This window comes from Streptacidiphilus alkalitolerans (assembly GCF_042511045.1).
Taxonomy (GTDB): domain Bacteria; phylum Actinomycetota; class Actinomycetes; order Streptomycetales; family Streptomycetaceae; genus Streptacidiphilus; species Streptacidiphilus alkalitolerans.
In genome coordinates this window covers 21,642-39,187 of record NZ_JBHEZX010000029.1, presented here as the reverse complement: position 1 = coordinate 39,187, position 17,546 = coordinate 21,642, and the positions used below count along the sequence as shown (strand labels likewise).

The window sequence follows — 17,546 nt, the reverse complement described above, 5'->3', positions numbered from 1 at the left end:
GCGGTGGAGGCAGCGGTGCGGCGGACCACCAGTGCGGGCTCACGCCTCACCCGCTCCGCCGTGGTCCTGGTCCTGGCCGCGCTGCTGCTCGGGGGCGAGGTCCCGTTCGACAGCGGGGCCTCGGCGCTGTCGCTCAGCTACCTGGTGGTGGCCAGGGAGGACGGCCCGGCCGGCCTCCCCGCGGCCGAGCTGGCGGTGCAGCAGGCGGGGGGCCGGGTGGTGCAGGCGTACCCGCAGATCGGCACGGTCCTGGCCTACGCGGCCGGCGACTTCGCCGCCCGGGCCCGCAGCGCCCCCGACATCCTGGCCGTGGGCGCCACCCGCACCGCGCCGATGAGCGACGGCGGCTCCGACGCCGAGGCGGTCGGCGCCCCGGCCCCGGCTCCGCCCCCCGCCGCCCGCAGCGCCGCGGCCCAGGACGCCCTCCCCGGGGACGACACCCCGCCGGCCGCCGACCCGCACGGGGCCCGGCAGTGGAACCTGAAGATGATGGGCCCGGCCGCCGGCGTCCGTTCCCCGGCCCTGCGCGACGTGGTGGTCGCGGTGCTCGACTCCGGGGTCGACGACACCCATCCGGACCTGCGCAGCGCGGTCGATCCGGCCCGCTCTGCCTCCTGCGCCACCGGCAGCCCGGACAGCAGCCCCGGCGCCTGGCGTCCCGACCCCAAGGTGGGGGAGAGCGGCCACGGCACCCATGTCAGCGGCATCATCGCCGGGAACCGCAGCGGCGACGGCGTGCTCGGGGTGGCCCCCGGCGCCCGGATCGCGGCGGTCCGGCTGCTCGGCGCGGTCGGCCAGTACTACGGCGAGAACCTGGTCTGCGGCTTCCTCTGGGCGGCCGACCACGGCGCCCGGGTGATCAACGACAGCTACTTCGCCGACCCCTGGAAGTACAACTGCCCGGACAACCCGGACCAGGCCGCGGTCACCACCGCCGTCGGCCGCGCCGTCCGCTACGCCCAGCACAAGGGCGCGCTGGTGGTCGCCTCGGCCGGGAACGACGGCCAGGACCTGGACGGGCCGCGCACCGACGACCGCAGCCCCAACGACCGGGTGGCCGGCGTCCCGCCGGTCAGCAGGCGGCTCGGCACGGAGTGCATCCGGCTGCCCGGCGGCCTGCCGGGGGTGCTGGACGTGACCGCGGTCGACCAGGACGGCAGCCTGGCCGGCTACTCCAACTGGGGCCGCGGCCAAGTGCAGTTGGCCGCCCCGGGCGGCGACCCGGACGGCGGTCCGGCCCAGGCGGTGGTCTCCGACTGGCCGGGCGGCGGCTACGCGGCCCTGGCCGGGACGTCCATGTCCGCCGCCCATGTCAGCGGCGCGGCGGCGGTGGAGGCGGCCCGGCACCCCGGTGCCACCGGCGCGCAGCTGGCCCGGCTGCTGGAGCGGGAGGCGGTGCCGGAGGACTGCCCGTCCGGGCACGTCGGCGGCAGCGGCTGCCCGGGGGCGGCGTACTACGGCTACGGGCTGGTGGAACTGCCGACCAAGGCGCTGAAGTAGGCCAGCAGTGCCCTGATCACCTCGTCCTCCAGGGCGGGCAGCTCTTCCGGGGAGGCGGCCACGATCAGCGGCAGTGAGCCCTTGAACAGGTGCACCGCGACCTCGGCGGCGCGGTTCCGGTCGGCCTCGGGCAGCCGCGGCGCCAGCGTGCCGAGCAGGTCGGCCACCCCGGCCAGCATGGCGGCGTGCAGCGGCGCGTGGACGTCGGCCAGCCGCTGGGGGGTGTCCGGGCCGAGGAACAGCACCGGGCAGGCCGGGTTCTCCCGCTGGAACCGCAGCATCGGCCGGAGCAGCCGGGACAGCAGCTGGTCCAGCGGGAGGGCGAGCAGGTCCGGCTGGGCGAGCAGGGCCTGCTGCCGGGCCAGCTCCACGGCGAATCGCCCGGCCAGGGCGTCGGCCATGGCGTCCTTGTTGGGGAAGTACTGGTACAGCGTGCCGGGGGAGACCCCGGCCCGGGCGGCGATGGCGTTGGTGGTCGTCGCGGAGTAGCCGCTTTCGGCGAACACCTGCCCCGCGGCGTCGAGCAGTTCCTCGATCCGGCGCTCGCCGCGTGCCTGCCGCCGCTTCGGTGCGGCTGCTGCCTGCTGTGCCATCCCTGCCTCCGTCGTCCCGATCCGACCCGGGCAAAGTCTAGGTGCGTTGACTAATGCGAGCAAAGACTCGTATTCTCGGCCCATCGAAAGCGAGTCATGACTCGTATTCTACTCACTTTCAGGGGGACAGCCATGTCTGCCGTCGTCGAAACCACGCACCCCCCGGACGGCGCCGCCGCCGACCGGGCCCGCGGCGCCCACCGCTGGTGGACCCTCGGGATCGTCTCCATCGCCACCTTCATGCTGATGCTCGACCTGACCGTGGTGAACGTGGCCCTGCCCGACCTGCGGAACACCCTGCACGCGAGCTTCTCCGACCTCCAGTGGGTGCTCGACGCCTACGCCCTCACCCTCGCGGTGTTCCTGCTCACCGGCGGGTCGCTGGCCGACCGGATCGGCCGCAAGCGGGTCTTCATCGCCGGGTTCGCGATCTTCACCCTGTCCTCGCTGGCCGCCGGGGCCGCCCCCGGCATCCTGGAGCTCAACCTCGCCCGGGGCGCCCAGGGCATCGGCGCCGCCGTGCTGTTCGCGGTCGGCCCGGCGCTGCTCGGGCAGGAGTTCCGGGGCAAGGACCGGGCGATGGCCTTCGGGGTCTTCGGCGGCGTGTCCGGGCTGGCCATCGCCTTCGGCCCGCTGATCGGCGGCGGCCTCACCGACGGCCTCAGCTGGCGCTGGATCTTCCTGGTCAATGTGCCGATCGGCGCCGCCGCGATGGTGCTCGGGGCGCTGCGGCTGCGCGAGTCCACCGAACCCGGCGCGCACCGGATCGACTGGGCCGGGCTGCTGGTGTTCTGCACCGCGCTGACCCTGCTGGTGCTGGGCTTCCTGCGCGGCGAGGCCGAGGGCTGGACCAGTGCGCCGATCCTCGGGATGTTCGCCGGCTCGGTGCTGCTGCTCGCCCTGTTCGTGCTGATCGAACGCCGGGCCGGGGCCGACGCGATGCTGGACCTCTCGCTGTTCCGGATCCGCACCTTCAACGGCATCTCCGCCGCCACCCTGCTCGGCAACGCCGCCGGGATGTCGGCGATCTTCCTCCAGGTCTCCTACGTGCAGAACGTGCTCGGCTACTCGCCCTGGCAGGCCGGGCTGCGCTTCCTGCCGCTGACGCTCACCCTGTTCGTGGTGGCCGCGGTCACCGGCAGCCTCACCGTGGCCGTGCCGCCCCGGATCCTGGTCGGCACCGCGCTCACCCTGATGGCGGTCGGCCTGGCCCTGGTCGCCCTGGTGGACGTGCACAGCTCCTGGACCGCGCTGCTGCCCAGCATGGTCGTGACCGGCGCCGGGATGGGCATGTTCAACCCGCCGCGCGCCTCGCTCTCCATCGCCGTGGTCGAACCGGGACGCGCCGGGATGGCGGCCGGCATGGGCGAGACCTTCCAGCAGGTCGGCATCGCGGTCGGGATCGCCGGCTTCGGCGCCATGTTCCAGCACCGGGTGGTCAGCGCCTTCGCCGTCTCCCCGGCCGGCAGCGCGCTCGGCCCGCAGGCGCACGCCTTCGGCAAGGGCGTGGCCGCCGGAGCGGGCGACCAGCTCGCCCGTACGCTGCCGAAGGGCGTCGCCCAGCCGGTCGCCGAGGCCGCCAGGACCGCCTTTGTGCACGGCCTCGACCAGGTGCTGGTCGGCTGCGGGGCGGTGGCCGCCGTCGCCGCGCTGATCGCCTTCGCCCTGATCCGCCGCGGCGACCTGCACGAGAGCGCGCTGGCCGGTGCGGAGACCGCCGGAACGCAGACCACCGGAGCGGGGGCCGCCGGTCCGGCCTGACCGCCCGGCGCCGGGCGGTGCGAGGATGGGTGGGCAGGGGAGGCTGCCATGAGCGAGGAACGCGCGTACCACTGGACCCACCCGTCCCTGCCGGAGGTCGACCTGCTGGACGCCCACTACGTCCGGCACAACTTCGGCAAGCACACCCACGACAGCTATGTCATCGCCGCGATCACCCACGGGGTGGAGTCGTTCCACCACCGCGGGACGGTGGAGACGGCCGTGGCCGGCAGCCTCGCCCTGGTCGATCCGGACACCCTGCACACCGGCCACGCCGGAGCCCCCGGCGGCTGGACCTACCAGGTGCTCTACCCCAGCGTCGGCAGCGTCACCGAGGTGGCCGCCGAGCTGGGCGCCCCGGCCGGAACGCCCGGCTTCCGCAGCGCCGTCGCCGTCGACGCGGAGCTGTCCCGGCTGATCGGCCGGGTGCACCGGGCGGCCGGGCAGAACCAGGCCCTGGCCGCCAGCACCCTGCTCCGGCTGACCCTGGCCAGAGCGGTCCGGCTGCACACCAGCGTCCGCGGTCCGGCTGCCCCGCCCGCCGCCGCGGGCCGCGAGGCGGCCGGACGGGCCCGCGACCTGCTCGCCGCCGACCTGGCCGACCCGCCCACCCTGGACCAGCTCGCCGCGGCCGTCGGCGCCCGGCCGTTCCCGCTGCTCCGGGCCTTCCGCGAGGCCTACGGGCTGCCGCCGCACGCCTGGCTCACCCAGTACCGGATCAGCACGGCGCGCCGGCTGCTCGACCGGGGGACGATGCCCGCCGAGGCGGCCGTCGCCGTCGGCTTCGTCGACCAGGCCCACCTCACCCGGCACTTCCGGCGCATCGTCGGCGTCCCGCCCGGCGCCTACCGCAGTGCGCGCAGGAACGTACAAGACCTGGCGGCGGGCCCCGCGCCAGCATGGCCGGATGACAGCACTCCACCCGCCCGACTCCTCCCCGACCGGCACGACCACTGACCCCGGGAGTGACCCCGGGGGTGACCCCGGGACGGCGCGGGCGCGTCCCGACGCGGCCGTCGTCCGGGACGCGCTCGGCGTGGGCCTGGCCGTCGGGGCGTCAGGACTGGCCTTCGGCGTGGCCGGAGCCGGGGCGCAGCTGACGGTCTGGCAGACCTGCGCGCTCAGCCTGCTGGTCTTCACCGGCGCCTCGCAGTTCGCCCTGGTCGGCGCGCTGGCGGCGGGCGCCGCCCCGCTCGCCGCCGTCGCCGGGGCGCTCTTCCTCGGCGTCCGCAACGCCCTGTACGGGCTGCGGCTCGGCCCGAGGCTTCAACTCCCGCGCCCGCTGCGGCCGTTCGCCGCACAGCTGGTGATCGACGAGACCACCGCGGTCACCCTGGTCCAGCCGGACCGGCGCTCCGCCAGGCTGGGCTTCACCGTCACCGGGGTCAGCCTCTACCTGGTCTGGAACCTGACCACGCTGGCCGGGGCGGTCGGCGCGGGGGCGCTCGGCGACCCCGGCCGCTACGGTCTGGACGCGGCCGGACCCGCGGTCTTCCTGGCCCTGCTCTGGCCCCGGCTGCGGGAGGGCGGCGAGGAGCGCTCGGTCGCCCTGCTCGGCGCGCTGCTCGCGCTGGCCGCGGTACCGCTGCTGCCGGCCGGGGTGCCGGTGCTGCTCGCGGTGCTGGCGGTGCCGGCCGTGGCACTGCTGCGCGGGCTGCGCTCTGCCCGGGGGAAGGACACAGCATGAACGTCTGGACCGCTGTGCTGCTCACCGCCGCGGGCTGCTACCTCTGCAAGCTGCTCGGCCTCTCGGTTCCGGCCGGGCTGCTGGACCGCCCCGCCGTCCGCCGCTTCGCCGCGCTGGCGCCGGTCGCCCTGCTCGCGGCGCTGACCGCGCTGCAGACCTTCGGCCGCGGCACCCACGGGCTGACCCTGGACCCGAGGGCGGCCGGGCTGGCCGCCGCCGGCCTCGCGCTGTGGCGGCGGGCGCCGTTCCTGGCGGTGGTGCTGGTGGCGGTGGTGGTCACCGCGCTGGTGCGGCTGTGCTGACGCGGGAGCCCGCGCGATACTGGGGGCCATGCGTCTGACGGAGTTCTGGAAAAGGATGAACGCCCACTTCGGGGCGACGTACGCGGACAGCTTCGCGCGTGACTATGTGATGACCGAGCTCGGCGGCCGGACCGTGCACCAGGCGCTGGACGCCGGCTGGGAGGCCAAGGACGTCTGGCGCGCGGTCTGCGCCGCGATGGACGTCCCGGCCTCGGCGCGCTGACCGTCGTCCTGCTGGGCGCCGTACTACACACTGGGGCCTGTGGCAGGCAGCAGTGGGACCTCCGAACGGCCCGGCGACAGCGCGGGCGACGGTACCGGCGCCGGGGGCATGCCGCGCTGGCTGCCCCGGGCGATCGTCACCGCGCTGCTGCTGGTCGGCGCGTTCAAGCTGGTGAGCTGGGCTTTTCTGCAGCTCACCGGCTTTCTGTCGACCCTGCTGGTCTCCTTTGTGCTCTCCCTGGCGATGGAGCCGGCCGTCACCTGGATGGCGGCCCGCGGCATGCGGCGCGGCCTGGCCGCCTTCCTGGTCTTCCTGGTCGCCGCGGTGCTCGGGCTGGGATTCGTCGCCGCGATAGTGACCCTGCTGGTGGACCAGGTCGGCCAGGTCGCGGCCCAACTCCCGCACCTGCTGGACTCGCTGATCAACTGGATCAACAGCACCTTCCACGCGGACGTCTCGCTGGACAAGCTGCAGCAGATGGTGCTGAACAACGCGGGCAGCATCGAGCAGTACGCGCAGAAGGCGGCCAACAACATCTGGGGTGTCTCCAGCACCCTGCTCGGCGGGGTCTTCCAGCTGTTCACCATCGCCCTGTTCACCTTCTACTTCACCGCGGACGGGCCCAGGATGCGGCGGGTGCTGTGCTCGATGCTGCCGCCGGCCCGGCAGGCCGAGGTGCTGCGGGCCTGGGAGCTCGGCATCGAGAAGACCGGCGGCTACCTCTACTCGCGGGCCCTGCTCGCGGTCGCCTCCGCCGCCGCCCACTTCGTGCTGCTGTGGCTGCTCGGCATCCCCTACGCGGGTCCGCTGGCGATCTGGGTCGGGGTGGTCTCCCAGTTCGTGCCGACCATCGGCACCTATCTGGCCGGGGCGCTGCCGATGCTGGTCGGGCTGACCGTGGACCCGGTGGACGCGGTCTGGATCCTGGTCTTCGTGGTCGCCTACCAACAGGTGGAGAACTACCTGCTGCAGCCCCGGATCACCGCCAGGACGGTGGAGATCCACCCGGCGGTCGCCTTCGGCTCGGTCATCGCCGGCGCGGCCCTGCTGGGCGCGGTCGGCGCGCTGATCGCGATCCCGGTCACGGCGACCCTGCAGGGCTTCATCAGCACCTACATCCGCCGCTACGAGCTGGTGGAACCGCCCACGGACCGGCTCCGCGACCCGGTCCGGCGGCGGCGCCGGGGCGGAACGGAGGACGAGCAGCACGTGTCGGACGGGGACTCCGGGGATAATTCGAACTAATGTTCTCTATAGTGGGTCGGAGCGGGTTATCCACAGGCGTGGGCCCCGACGGCGACCGAATGTCAGTGGTGCGCGCTAGCGTCTTTGGTGATGAAGCGCTCAGCACAAACCCCCAGGACGGAATCCATGGCAGCGAATGACCGCGAGCGGGCCCTCGAGACCGCGCTCGCCCAGATTGAACGGCAGTTCGGCAAGGGCTCCGTCATGCGGCTCGGCGACGAGCCGCGGGCCCCGATCGAGGTCATCCCCACCGGCTCGGTGGCGCTCGACATCGCCCTCGGCGTCGGCGGCCTGCCGCGCGGCCGGGTGGTCGAGGTCTACGGCCCCGAGTCCTCCGGCAAGACCACGCTCACCCTGCACGCGGTGGCCAACGCGCAGAAGGCCGGCGGCGTCGTCGCCTTCATCGACGCCGAGCACGCGCTCGACCCCGACTACGCCAAGAAGCTCGGCGTGGACCTCGAGAACCTGCTGATCTCCCAGCCGGACACCGGCGAGCAGGCGCTGGAGATCACCGACATGCTGATCCGCTCCGGCGCGGTCGACCTGATCGTGATCGACTCGGTGGCGGCGCTGGTGCCCCGCGCCGAGATCGAGGGCGAGATGGGCGACTCCCACGTCGGTCTGCAGGCCCGGCTGATGAGCCAGGCCCTGCGCAAGATCACCGGTGCGCTGAACCAGTCCAACACCACCCTGATCTTCATCAACCAGCTGCGCGAGAAGGTCGGCGTGATGTTCGGCTCCCCGGAGACCACCACCGGTGGCCGGGCGCTGAAGTTCTACGCCTCGGTCCGGCTGGACATCCGCCGGATCGAGACCCTGAAGGACGGCACCGAGGCGGTCGGCAACCGTACCCGGGTCAAGGTGGTCAAGAACAAGGTGGCCTCGCCGTTCAAGCAGGCCGAGTTCGACATCATCTACGGCCAGGGGATCAGCCGCGAGGGCGGCCTGATCGACATGGGCGTGGAGCAGGGCTTCGTCCGCAAGGCCGGCGCCTGGTACACCTACGAGGGCGACCAGTTGGGCCAGGGCAAGGAGAACGCCCGCAACTTCCTCCGGGACAACCCGGAGCTCGCGGACGAGATCGAGGGCAAGATCAAGGAGAAGCTCGGCGTCGGGCCGCGCAAGCCGGTCGAGGGCGCCGCGCCCGCCGTCAAGGAGATCACCCCGGTGGTGAAGTCGGTGACCACCCGGGCCAGCAAGGCCAGGGCGGAGAAGGCGGCTGCCGCCGCCGCGGTGCCGGAGCCCGCCGCCCCGGCGACGGTCCCGGCTCCCGCCGCTCCCGCGGCACCGGCCGAGCCGCTGGCGGCTGCGGGCAAGTCCTGACCGTGCTGCCGGAACGCGAGGCCTGGGGGCCGCTCGACTGGTCGGTCAACGGTGTCGGCGGGGAGGGGTTCGACCTGCTCCCCGCCGACCCCGGACCGCTGTCGGCGACGCCCCCGCCCGGAACGTCCCCGGACGGGGCGGTCAAGGAGCCCAGGGACAAGGAGCCCAAGGATCCGGTCGCCCAGGCGAAGGGGCTCTGCCTGCGCCTGCTCACCGGCTCGTCGAAGACCCGGAAGCAGCTCGCCGACGCGATGCGCAAGCGCGAGATCCCGGACGAGGTCGCCGAGGAGGTGCTCTCCCGCTTCGAGGAGGTCGGGCTGATCGACGACGCCGCCTTCGCCGACGCCTGGGTGGAGTCCCGCCACCGTGGCCGCGGCCTGGCCCGCCGCGCGCTGGCGATGGAACTGCGCAGCCGGGGCGTCGACAACGCCGTGGTCGCCGAGGCGGTGGAGCGGCTGGATCCGGAGCAGGAGGCCGATACGGCGCGGGAGTTGGTCCGGCGCAAGCTCCGTTCGACCAGGGGCCTGGACCGGCAGGTCCGGATCCGCCGACTGGCCGGAATGCTCGCCCGGCGCGGCTACCCGGAGGGCCTGGCCCTGCGGGTGGTCAGGGAGGTGCTGGACGCGGAAGCGGCCGGACCCGCCGAGGATGAACAGGACCCCCCGTTCTGGGAGGACTGACGGTGAAGGTAGTGGAAAGAGATCAAGGGGAATATGTGAATGGGCTGATGACGAACGGTCAGCTTCGATCGCTATCTTGACCATTTCGTAACCTGGTCTTAGCCTCGCATGCAGTGAGGGATCGCTACAAGCGCACCCGAACGGGCTGAAACCGACTGAACTGACGATCTGTCTGTCTCCTGTGGGTCACACGTCCCTTCGGCATGCCCTACTGCCTGCCGGGGAGGACCGATGGAGATCGTGCTTTTCGCAGTGGCCGGTCTGGTCCTGGCAGGTGCGGTGCTGGCCGCCCGGACCCAGCTGCGCCGCAGCCGCGAGGAGAGCACCCGGCTGCGGACCGAGTGGGAGCGCCGGGAGTCGCGCAGCGCCGAGCGGGAGAGCCGGCTGGACGAGGAGCAGCGCCGACTGCACGCCTGCGCGGTCGAGGCGGCCGAGGCCCAGGCGGTACTGGCCCGGCAGCGCGAGGAGATCAGGACCCGGGCCGTTCTCGCCGAGGCCGAGCAGCGGCTCGCGCTGGAGCAGGTGGCCGGACTGAGTGCGGCCCAGGCCCGGGCCGAGATCGTCCGGGTCGCGGAGGAGCAGGCCAAGCGCGAGGCGGTCAGGACCGTCCGCGAGATCGAGCGCCGGGCGCGCAGCGAGGGCGAGTCCCGGGCCCGGGAGATCGTCGCCACCGCGGTCCAGCGGATCGCCGCCGAGCAGACCGCCGAGTCGGTGGTCGCCGTGGTGCGGCTGCCCGGGGACGAGATGAAGGGCCGGATCATCGGCCGCGAGGGCCGCAACATCCGCTCCTTCGAATCCGTCACCGGGGTGAACCTGGTGATCGACGACACCCCGGCCTCGGTGCTGCTGTCCTGCTTCGACCCGGTCCGCCGGGAGGTCGGCCGGCTCACCCTGGAGGCCCTGGTCGCCGACGGCCGGATCCACCCGATGCGGATAGAGGAGGAGTACGAGCGCAGCCAGGTCGAGGTGGAGCGGCTCTGCGCCCGTGCCGCCGAGGACGCGCTGGCCGAGGTCGGCATCGGTGAGATGCACCCCGAACTGCTGCGGCTGCTCGGCCGGTTGCGCTACCGCACCTCCTACGGGCAGAACGTGCTCGGCCACCTGGTGGAGTCGGCGCACATCGCCGGGATGATGGCCGCCGAGCTGCGGGTCGACCCGGTCCTGGTGAAACGTTGCACCCTGCTCCACGACGTGGGCAAGGCGGTGACCCACGAGGTGGAGGGCAGCCACGCGCTGATCGGCGCCGAGCTGGCGCGCCGCTACGGCGAGGCCGAGGAGGTGGTCCACGCGATAGAGGCGCACCACGGCGAGGTCGACCCGCAGACCGTCGAGGCGGTGCTGACCCAGGCGGCGGACGCCTGCTCCGGCGGCCGTCCGGGTGCCCGCCGGGAGTCGGTGGAGCTGTTCGCCCGCAGGCTGGAGCGGCTGGAGGCGATCGCCCGCCGGCACGAGGGTGTGCACAAGGTGTTCGCGATGCAGGCCGGGCGCGAGGTCCGGGTGATGGTGCTGCCGGAGGCCGTGGACGACCTCCAGGCGCAGGTCATCGCCAGGGACGTGGCCAAGCAGGTGGAGGAGGAGCTGACCTACCCGGGGCAGATCCGGATCACCGTGATCAGGGAGAGCCGGGCCACCGAGTTCGCCCGCTGAGCGGGCCGCCCGCCGAGCCGTGTGCCGAGCCGCACCCGCCGCGGTCAGTCCGCGGCGGGTGCGGTCCAGCCTTCGGGCCGCTGTACCGGCAGCCCCGCCTCGGCCCAGGCCTGGAAGCCGCCTATCAGGTCGGTGGCCCGGTGCAGCCCCAGCGCCTGCAGCGACCGGGCCGCGAGGCTGGAGGCGTAGCCCTCGTTGCAGAGCACGATGACCCGCAGGTCGTGCCCGGTGGCCTCGGGCAGCCGGTAGTCGCCCAGCGGGTCGAGCCGCCACTCCAGTTCATTGCGCTCCACCACCAGGGCGCCGGGCACGATGCCGTCGCGGTCCCGCAGCGCGGCGTAGCGGATGTCGACCAGCACGGCCCCGCCGTCGGCGGCGGCCTCGGCCGCCTGGGCCGCGGTGAGCCGGTCGAGGTGGGCGCGCTCGCGTTCGAGCAGGTCGTCGATGCCGATCGGTGCCACGGTCACCACTCCTCGGGTCCCTCGACCAGGGCCAGCCGCAGGGTGTCGCCGGTGCGGGCGTAGCGGCGCTGCATCGGCAGCGGCGGGTAGTAGCAGTGCACGGACACCGCGACCTGCTCCTCCGAGGGGTTGACCACCTGGTGCACATGGTGCGGACCGAAGGACCGGCCGCGCCCGGCCGGCAGCGCGCGGTGCCGGTCGACACCCTCCATCAGCTCCAGGCTGCGCCAGCCCGCGGTGGGGATCGGCAGTCCCAGCGACAGCTCGCTGAGCTCGCCGCTCGCGGTGACGAACGCGCCGCTGGAGCCGCCGTGGTCGTGCCAGCCGGTCTCCGATCCGGGCGGCCAGCCGATCAGCCAGGCCTCGCTGCCCATCGGCCCTTCGAGCCGCACCCAGGTGCGCTCCTCCGGGTTGACGGTGAGCTGGGCCAGCACGGCCGGGTCGGCGGCGGTCGCCCTGGCGAAGGCGAGCAGGTCGGCGAGGGTGGGGACGGGGTTCTGCGACTCTTTTCTGGAGCGGGCGGGGGCGCTGGTGATCGTCGACAAGGGAGCATCCTCGGGTGTGGAGGCGACCGGGTGCGCAAAGGACCCGCGCGACGCTGCGCGGGTACGGGTACGCGAAAGCAGGAGTCGGCGAACGGCTCCGCTGAGTGCGGGCGTGCGCCTGAGGCGGCTCGAGGCCGTACGACGGGATGGTGCTACAGCTGGTTCGCGGCCGCTGTCAGCCGCGTGTACACAGCGAGCCCAAGTACCGGACGAGGTCCAGGTGGGCGCGACGGACCAGGTGGACACCGGTCATCGCGGGGGTGGGCAGCGCTCCGACGTCCCGGGGGGCGACACCCGGGCTCTCAGCCGAAACTCCGAGAGGCCGAAGCCTCCTGTACTGCTGCCGCATGGTCGTCAGTGAAGCACGGGGCCTCTTGATCGTCAAGATTGTGCAAGGGCTGACGGATGCGCCGCCGATCCCCATCTAGGCCCGGGCCCGGTCGGCCGGAACGCGCTCTCCGGGGACGGTGTCCCGGCCGCCGCGCGGGGTCGGCAGCTCGGCCGAGCCGCCCCTGGCCCGGTCGGCCAGGGTCCACAGGTCGTCCGGGCGGCAGCCCTGGACGGCGGCGACCAGATGGCCGTCCGGACGGATCAGCAGCACGGTGTGCGGGACCGCGCTCGGGTAGGCCTCGGTGACCAGCAGCTCGGCGGGCAGCGGCAGCGCCCGGGTGGCCTCGGTGAGCTGCGGCATCAGCCCGGCGCCGAGCCAGTGCTCGACCGCCCACACGGTGGTGCCGGGGGCGACCAGGACCACCAGGAAGCCGCGCCCGAGCCGGGCCCGGAGCCGGTCCGGGGTGCCGTCGGTGGTGACCACGGGGACGTCGGGGACCAGCACGCCCGGGCTGGTCGGGGACAGCCCCGGGCTGAGCGAGGGACGGGCCTGCGCCGGGTGCCCCGGGTACGCGGGGGCCGCGCCGAGCCGGCCCCGGCCGAGGGTGCCGTCCGAGAGCAGGGTGGCGTTGCGCCGCAGCGATCCGGAGAGCACGCTGCGCCTGGCCTCCAGCAGCGGGGTGCTGGGCTGGAGCAGCGGCATGGCCTGGTCCACGGCCCGCAGCCGGGCGATCACCGCGCTCCGGCGCTCCTGCTGATAGCTCGTCAGCAGGCGTTCGGTGGCGCAGTTGTGCCAGACCAGGGCCAGCTTCCAGGCCAGGTTGTCGGCGTCGCGCAGGCCCTCGTCCAGGTTCTGCATGCCGAGCGAGCCGAGCAGGTGCGCCGCGTCCCCGGCCAGGAACACCCGCCCCACCTGGAACCGGGTGGCCAGGCGCTGCTGGACCACGTAGTCCGCGCTGGTGATCAGCTCGTACGGAGGCACCTCGCCCTCGTGCCAGCCGGCCAGGGTCGCCCGCAGCTGCTCGACCAGGGCGTCCGGGGTGAGCGCGGGGCGTCCCACCGGGAGCCGCCAGTCGAAGCGCCAGACGCCGTCGGGCAGCGGGCGCGCGGTGACCTCGCGGCTGCCCCCGGCGTGCAGCAGCCGCGGCGCGTCCCGGTGCAGCCGGGCCTCGCCGGGGAACGGCAGGTCGGCCCGGACCGTGGCGACCGTGTAGTGGTCGGCGGCGGCGCGGCCGGGGAAGCGCAGCTGCAGCTGCTTGCGGACCACGGATTTCGGCCCGTCGCAGCCGACCAGGTGGCTGCCGCGCCACCAGGTCTTGGCGGTGTGCACGCTGACCCCGTCGGCGTCCTGCTCGACCTCGACCACGACCGAGTCGTGCACCAGCTGGACCAGCGGGGCGGCCGAGACGGCGTCGCGGAGTCCGCGCTGCAGCCGGTGCTGGGCCAGGTGCAGCAGTTCCTCCTCGGGCAGCGGGAGGTGCAGCAGCTCGCGGCTGCGCCGCAGGGTGCGCCAGGAGTTCAGCGCGCGGCCGTCGGCGGCGATCCGGCCGTAGCCGAGCCGGGTCAGGAACTCGGTGGTGTCGGCGCGCAGCACGGTGGAGCGGGCGCCCTCGGGCGACACCCCGGCGCCGTCGTCCAGGACGACGGAGGGGACCTGGTGCCGCGCCAGCGCCAGGGCCAGCGCCAGTCCGACCGGACCGGCGCCGACGATGATCACGGGGTCCACGCCCGCCCCCTGTCCGTGTCGGCCCTCGGGCCGACCCCGGCCGGTGCGCCGGACGCTGTCGGGCGCCCGGTTCGGGCTGGGCCAGTCATAGAGGTCACTGCAACAGATTGCCTGGTGCGTCGTCAAGCAGCGTCAGGTGTACGCCGGTTCGTGGCGTACCCGGGCGGCGCACTGGTGCACTCGCGTGCGCCCTGTACCGCGCCGGGGCGTCAGGAGGGCTTGGCCGCCGCGGAGAGGAAGTCCCGGGCGCGGACCGTGCGGGGGGTGGTGAAGAACTCCTCCGGCGGTCCCTGCTCGATGATCCGCCCGCCCTCCATGAAGACCACCCGGTCGGCGGTGCACCGGGCGAAGGCCGGATCGCCGGTGGCGACCAGCACCGCCAGCCCGTCCGCCGCGAGACCGCGCAGCAGCAGCGGCAGCGCGGGCGGCGCCACGGCTTCGGACAGCCCGGCGTCGGGCTCCCCGGCGGCCCCGGGCATCCCCGCCGTCCCGGCGGGCGGCAGCACGGTGGGCTCGTCCACCAGGACCAGCCGGGGCGCCGTGGCCAGCGCCCGGGCGATGGCCACCCGCTGCTGCCGCTCGCCGGACAGCTCCCAGGGGTAGTGGGCGGCGTACTCGGCCGCGCCGACCCGCTCCAGCAGGGCCAGCGCCCGCCGCTCCCCGTCCGCGCTGCCGAGCCGCCGGAGCAGGCCGGTCCTGCGGGCGTGCACCACGTTCTGCAGCACGGTGCGATGGGCCAGCAGGCTGCCGGGATCGGCCACCGGGCCGACCCCTCCGCGCCCCTCCGCGCCGGTTCCGGCGTAGCGGCGGCGGCGCCGCAGCGGCTGGCCGGCGACGGTGATGCTGCCGGAGTCGATCCGCTCGCTGCCGGCCAGGGCCCGGCAGAGCGTGGACTTTCCGGCGCCGACCGGGCCCAGCAGCGCGGTGACCTGGCCGTCCGTCAGGTCCAGGTCGATCCCGTTCAGTACCTGCACCAGACCGATGTGCTTGCTGACCCCGCGCAGCGTGACCAGGCTCCCGGCCTCGTCGGCCCGCGGCACGCCGTCCGGCACGGTCGGGCTCCCTTGCATGGCTGGTGGTTCGCCTCCGGGTGACCGGAGGTTTGGTCCGACGATATGCCTGATGGGAGGGGTTGATCGCCGATCTGAGCGGGATTTGAGGTAGTAGGGCCGCGGAAAGCGGTTGGTCGGCTCGTCGCATCTCGGTAACGGTCCGTCCGCTCAGCGGGACACCCCTTGACCGGAGGGGGCCAACCGGGGTGGGGTGCACCCACCGGGTATGTCCTGGGGCCGACCCAGGCTCCGAACAGACAACAGGCCCCGAACCGACACAGGGGAGACGACCGTGCGCCTGCTCCTCGTCGAGGACGACGACCATGTGGCCGCCGCGCTGGTGGCGGTGCTGAGCAAGCACGGCTTCGAGGTGCGCCACGCCCGTACCGGGAACGAGGCGCTGGACGCGCTGGTCCCGGACGGCCGCGGCCCCTACCGGGTGGTGCTGCTCGACCTCGGCCTGCCGGACCGGGACGGCTTCGAGGTCTGCGGGCAGATCCGCCGCCGCGGCGGCATCCCTGTGATCATGGTCACAGCCCGCTCCGACATCAACTCCCGGATCCACGGCCTGAACCTGGGCGCCGACGACTACGTGGTCAAGCCCTACGACATGGGCGAGCTGCTGGCCCGGATCCATGCCGTGGCCCGGCGCGGGGCGGCCCCGGTCCCGGCCGCCGCGGGCGACCGGCCCCGGGTCGCCGACGCCACCGCCGACCTGCTGGTCCGCTCCTTCGGCCTGCGCCTGGACACCGCCGCCCGGCGGGCCCTGGTGCACGACCGGGATGTGCCGCTGACCCGCAAGGAGTACGACCTGCTGGCCCTGCTGGCGCAGAGCCCCGGCGTGGTGATCCGGCGCGAGCAGATCATCAGCGAGGTCTGGCGCAGCAGTTGGGAGGGCACTGCCCGCACCCTCGAGGTCCACATAGCCTCGCTGCGGCACAAGCTCGCTGTTCCCGCGCTGATCGAGACGGTCCGCGGCATCGGCTACCGGCTGGTCGTCCCGAGGGACGACCAGGACGCGGACCCGGCGGGCGGTTGATGCGCACCCGCCTGCTCGGCATCCTGCTCGCCCTGATGGCCTGTGTGCTGGTCGCCCTCGGGCTCCCGCTCGCGATCAGCGAGGCCGCCGCCGAACAGCAGCGGCTGGTGGTGGACCGGATCGACGACACCGCGCGCTTCGCCGCCCTGGCCCAGAACCCGGTCGGCCAGCCCAACGGCCCGATGGCGGCCGAGCAGCAGCGCACCCTGGACACCGAGCTCAGGCGCTACTACGACGTCTACGACATCCGGGCCGGGGTGTTCAAGCTCAACGGCGCCCCGATCACCGCCGACCCGGCCGACTGGACCGACGCCACCACCGGCGCCTCCGCCGAGCCCTTCGTCGAGGCGCTGGACGGACGGCGCAGCCACGACCCGGCACAGGCCTGGCCCTGGCAGGACCGCCGGCTGGTGGTCGCCTCCCCGGTGGTCTGGGACGGGGACGTGGTCGCGGTGGTGGTCACCGAGTCGCCGACCGGGGCGCTGGGCTCCCGGGTGCTGCACCGCTGGCTGCTGCTCGCCGGCGGCGAGGCGCTGGCGGTGCTGGTCGCCATCGCGGCGGCGGTGCTGCTCACCGGCTGGGTGCTGCGACCGGTCCAGGACCTGGACAAGGTCACCCACGACATCGCCACCGGACGGCTCGCCTCCCGGGTCGCCCCGGCCGGGGGACCGCCCGAACTGCGGCGGCTGGCACGGGCGTTCAACGAGATGGCGGACCACGTCGAGCAGGTTCTCGACCAGCAGCGGGCTTTTGTCGCCGATGCCTCGCACCAGCTCCGCAATCCGCTGGCCGCGCTGATGCTGCGGGTCGAGGCGATGGGCATGGAGCTGCCCGAGGGCCACGAGGGGGAGATGGCCGGGGTCAGGGTCGAGGGCCGCCGGCTGGCGACGGTGCTGGACGACCTGCTGGGCCTGGCCGTGGCCGAGCACTCCGGCCAGGGGGCCGCGCCGACGGATCTGGCGGCGCTGGCCGCCGAGCGGGTCGAGGGCTGGTCCGCGCTGGCCCGCGAGCGCGGGGTGGGCCTGCAGTGCGCGGCGTCCGCCGGACCACTGCTCGGACTGGCCGACCCGGTCGGCTTCGGCAGCGCGCTGGACGCGGTGATCGACAACGCGCTGAAGTTCACCCCGCCCGGCGAGGCGGTACGGGTCGCGGTGACCGCCGACCGGGAGCGCGACCGGGTCGAGGTCGCCGTCTCCGACGCCGGGCCCGGTCTGACCGAGGAGGAGCTGGACCGGGTCGGCGACCGCTTCTGGCGCAGCCCCCGGCACCAGAACGTGGACGGCTCCGGCCTCGGCCTCTCCATCGCCCGCACCCTGCTCACCGCCTCCGGCGGGGTGCTGGAGTTCGCGCCCGGCGAGCCCTGGGGGCTCACCGTGACCCTGGCCGTCCCGGCTGTCGCCGACAACTGACCTGCGGTTCCGGGCAGTTGGCC

At 74.0% G+C, this 17,546-nt stretch carries 17 protein-coding genes; 12 read left to right on the top strand and 5 right to left on the bottom strand.

What is annotated here, in order from left to right:
- The first annotated feature begins 15 nt into the window (after window positions 1-15).
- Complete coding sequence (locus ACEZDG_RS36900) at window positions 16-1,500, top strand: S8 family peptidase (protein ID WP_380519151.1); 1,485 nt, start codon at window positions 16-18, stop codon at window positions 1,498-1,500.
- On the opposite strand, the gene ACEZDG_RS36895 is transcribed toward ACEZDG_RS36900, so the two are convergent.
- The gene (locus tag ACEZDG_RS36895; RefSeq protein ID WP_380519150.1) at window positions 1,461-2,093 is read right to left on the bottom strand and encodes a TetR/AcrR family transcriptional regulator; all 633 of its coding nucleotides are present in this window, start codon (window positions 2,091-2,093) and stop codon (window positions 1,461-1,463) included. The two genes, ACEZDG_RS36900 and ACEZDG_RS36895, sit on opposite strands and share 40 nt — an antisense overlap.
- 132 nt (window positions 2,094-2,225) lie before the next feature.
- Here ACEZDG_RS36895 and ACEZDG_RS36890 point away from each other — a divergent pair, with 132 nt between their 5' ends.
- The 9 genes from ACEZDG_RS36890 to rny all read left to right on the top strand — a co-directional run bounded on the left by ACEZDG_RS36890 (window position 2,226) and on the right by rny (window position 10,961).
- Window positions 2,226-3,854, top strand: coding sequence for an MFS transporter (locus ACEZDG_RS36890; RefSeq protein ID WP_380519148.1), 1,629 nt, complete (start codon window positions 2,226-2,228; stop codon window positions 3,852-3,854).
- A gap of 48 nt (window positions 3,855-3,902) precedes the next feature.
- Window positions 3,903-4,811 carry an AraC family transcriptional regulator gene (locus ACEZDG_RS36885; RefSeq protein ID WP_380519147.1) on the top strand — a complete coding sequence of 303 codons (909 nt, stop codon included), beginning with the start codon at window positions 3,903-3,905 and terminating at the stop codon, window positions 4,809-4,811.
- Window positions 4,762-5,541: an AzlC family ABC transporter permease gene (locus ACEZDG_RS36880; protein ID WP_380519146.1), complete on the top strand. Its 780-nt coding sequence runs from the start codon at window positions 4,762-4,764 to the stop codon at window positions 5,539-5,541. Before ACEZDG_RS36885 ends, ACEZDG_RS36880 begins: the two co-directional genes overlap by 50 nt.
- Entirely contained in the window at window positions 5,538-5,843 is a 306-nt protein-coding gene (locus tag ACEZDG_RS36875) for an AzlD domain-containing protein (RefSeq protein ID WP_380519144.1), read from the top strand. The genes ACEZDG_RS36880 and ACEZDG_RS36875 overlap by 4 nt, the downstream gene beginning before the upstream one ends.
- A 28-nt stretch (window positions 5,844-5,871) precedes the next feature.
- Window positions 5,872-6,066 (top strand): DUF3046 domain-containing protein, encoded by a 195-nt coding sequence (locus ACEZDG_RS36870; RefSeq protein ID WP_380519143.1) that lies wholly within the window; start codon window positions 5,872-5,874, stop codon window positions 6,064-6,066.
- Between the two features lie 39 nt (window positions 6,067-6,105).
- Window positions 6,106-7,311 (top strand): AI-2E family transporter, encoded by a 1,206-nt coding sequence (locus tag ACEZDG_RS36865; protein WP_380519142.1) that lies wholly within the window; start codon window positions 6,106-6,108, stop codon window positions 7,309-7,311.
- A 126-nt stretch (window positions 7,312-7,437) separates the two neighbouring features.
- Window positions 7,438-8,634, top strand: coding sequence for a recombinase RecA (gene recA, locus ACEZDG_RS36860; protein ID WP_380519141.1), 1,197 nt, complete (start codon window positions 7,438-7,440; stop codon window positions 8,632-8,634).
- A 2-nt stretch (window positions 8,635-8,636) separates the two neighbouring features.
- The gene (gene recX, locus ACEZDG_RS36855; protein ID WP_380557090.1) at window positions 8,637-9,314 is read left to right on the top strand and encodes a recombination regulator RecX; all 678 of its coding nucleotides are present in this window, start codon (window positions 8,637-8,639) and stop codon (window positions 9,312-9,314) included.
- Between the two features lie 231 nt (window positions 9,315-9,545).
- Complete coding sequence (rny, locus tag ACEZDG_RS36850; RefSeq protein WP_380519139.1) at window positions 9,546-10,961, top strand: ribonuclease Y; 1,416 nt, start codon at window positions 9,546-9,548, stop codon at window positions 10,959-10,961.
- A gap of 44 nt (window positions 10,962-11,005) precedes the next feature.
- On the opposite strand, the gene ACEZDG_RS36845 is transcribed toward rny, so the two are convergent.
- From ACEZDG_RS36845 to ACEZDG_RS36830, 4 genes are all read right to left on the bottom strand, one after another.
- Window positions 11,006-11,422: a rhodanese-like domain-containing protein gene (locus ACEZDG_RS36845; protein WP_380519137.1), complete on the bottom strand. Its 417-nt coding sequence runs from the start codon at window positions 11,420-11,422 to the stop codon at window positions 11,006-11,008.
- A 2-nt stretch (window positions 11,423-11,424) separates the two neighbouring features.
- Window positions 11,425-11,967 carry a cysteine dioxygenase gene (locus tag ACEZDG_RS36840; RefSeq protein ID WP_380519136.1) on the bottom strand — a complete coding sequence of 181 codons (543 nt, stop codon included), beginning with the start codon at window positions 11,965-11,967 and terminating at the stop codon, window positions 11,425-11,427.
- A 424-nt stretch (window positions 11,968-12,391) separates the two neighbouring features.
- Entirely contained in the window at window positions 12,392-14,023 is a 1,632-nt protein-coding gene (locus ACEZDG_RS36835) for an FAD-dependent monooxygenase (protein WP_380519134.1), read from the bottom strand.
- 209 nt (window positions 14,024-14,232) lie between these two features.
- On the bottom strand, window positions 14,233-15,075 hold the full coding sequence (locus ACEZDG_RS36830) for an amino acid ABC transporter ATP-binding protein (protein ID WP_380519132.1): 843 nt from the start codon (window positions 15,073-15,075) through the stop codon (window positions 14,233-14,235).
- 292 nt (window positions 15,076-15,367) lie between these two features.
- Here ACEZDG_RS36830 and ACEZDG_RS36825 point away from each other — a divergent pair, with 292 nt between their 5' ends.
- Window positions 15,368-16,114 (top strand): response regulator transcription factor, encoded by a 747-nt coding sequence (locus ACEZDG_RS36825; protein ID WP_380519131.1) that lies wholly within the window; start codon window positions 15,368-15,370, stop codon window positions 16,112-16,114.
- Window positions 16,114-17,523, top strand: a complete 1,410-nt coding sequence (locus ACEZDG_RS36820) for a sensor histidine kinase (protein ID WP_380519130.1) — start codon at window positions 16,114-16,116, stop codon at window positions 17,521-17,523. Before ACEZDG_RS36825 ends, ACEZDG_RS36820 begins: the two co-directional genes overlap by 1 nt.
- Window positions 17,524-17,546 lie beyond the last annotated feature (23 nt).